Below are 1,544 nucleotides of genomic sequence, written 5' to 3' on the forward strand. Positions count from 1 at the left end.
CGCTTGCGGCGGCGCGGCGGCGGCGATGTCTGCGGCCCCGCTGGCCGCGACGAACACCACGCCCATCAAGGACGCGCCGCTGATCAGGCCCAGATTGCGCGACAGATTGAGCAGGCCGGACACCAGGCCGCGCTGGCGCGGCGCGGCGCGGCCCAGGATCAGGGTGTTGTTGGCGGCCTGGAACAAGGCGTAAGCGGCGGTGATCGCGATCAGCGGCAGCAAATAGCCCGCCAGCCCCAGGCGCGCCGGCAGCAATGCGAGCGCCAAGGCGCCGGCCGCTATCCCGGCCAGACCTGCCAGCGCCGCAGCAACCGCGCCGCAGCGGTCCACCAGCCGCCCGGCCGGCACCCCGCTCAAGGCCGCCACCAGCGGCCCCGCCGACATCGCCAGGCCGACGCCGGCGGCGTCCAGCCCTAAACCCCGCGCCAGATAGAACGGCCCCACCACCAGGGTGGCCATCATCACCGTGGACACCAGGACGTTGCCGAGCAGACCGACGGCCAACGCCGGATCGCGCAGCAGGGCCAGGTCAAGCAAGGGCGCGGCGGCCTTGGATTCGGCCCGGACAAAGGACCAGCAGCCAACGGCGGCCGCCAGCAACAAGGCGGCGTTGAGCGCGCCGAAATGCCCCGACGAATGGTCTTGCTTCAGGGTCAGGGCCAAGGCGTAGGCGGCCAGGGTCAGCGCCAGCCAAGCGCTGCCGGCGGCGTCGAAACCGGCGCGCTCGGCCCTGGGGCCGCGCTCCGCCGGCAATGCGCGCCAGGCCAACGCGAAAGCCAGCGCGCCCAGCGGCAGCTTGACCCAGAAAATGGCGCGCCAACCATGGGCCTCGATCAAGGCGCCGCCCAGCGACGGTCCCAGCGCGGTGCCGACGGCGGACATGGAACCCAACAGCCCCATCGCCCGGCCCACCTGCTCGCGCGGCGCGATATCCGCGACAAAGGCCATGCCCAGGGCCAGCATCAGCGCGGCGCCGACGCCTTGCAACGCTCGTCCGGCGAGCAAGGCCCAGAAGGCCTCGGCCGTGCCGCAGCCCACCGAGGCCACGGTGAATAGGGCGATGCCGGCCAGCAGCGCGCGGCGGCGGCCGAACTGATCGCCCAGCCGGCCAGCGTTGACGCTGGCCAGAGTGATCAACAGCAGATAGGCCAGCACCACCCATTGCGCTTGCCGGAAAGACACCTGGAAGGCCGTGGCCAGGGTGGGCAGGCCGACATTGGCGATGCTGGTGCCCAGCGAGGCCAGCAGGATAGCCAAGGCCAGGCTGGCCAGCGCGGCGGCGGAAGAAAACGAAGAGGATGCGGGAACAGGCATGAGGACGACTCCCCGCCGCGTCCGGCCCCGAACGCCGGAGCCGCCAACGCGGACCCGATACAGGCTACGCCGCCGCCATGGCAGGCGGAAGACGCATGGTTTGCACTGAATAGTTGCGTTTGACGCCATATATCGTTGTGCTAAGGTGAGGCCATGCCCATGCCCGACCTCAATCTGCTGATCACCCTGGACGCGCTGCCTGAGCGAAGGCAGCGCGTCCAGGGTGATCA

The 1,544-nt window shown here is 70.7% G+C and carries 1 protein-coding gene; it reads right to left on the reverse strand.

The window, feature by feature from the left end:
* Nucleotides 1-1,314, reverse strand: a 1,314-nt coding sequence (locus LQT98_RS23640) for an MFS transporter (RefSeq protein ID WP_231465689.1), incomplete at its 3' end; no start/stop codon positions are given.
* Nucleotides 1,315-1,544 lie beyond the last annotated feature (230 nt).

Source organism: Chromobacterium aquaticum, assembly GCF_021129195.1.
Lineage (GTDB): Bacteria > Pseudomonadota > Gammaproteobacteria > Burkholderiales > Chromobacteriaceae > Chromobacterium > Chromobacterium aquaticum.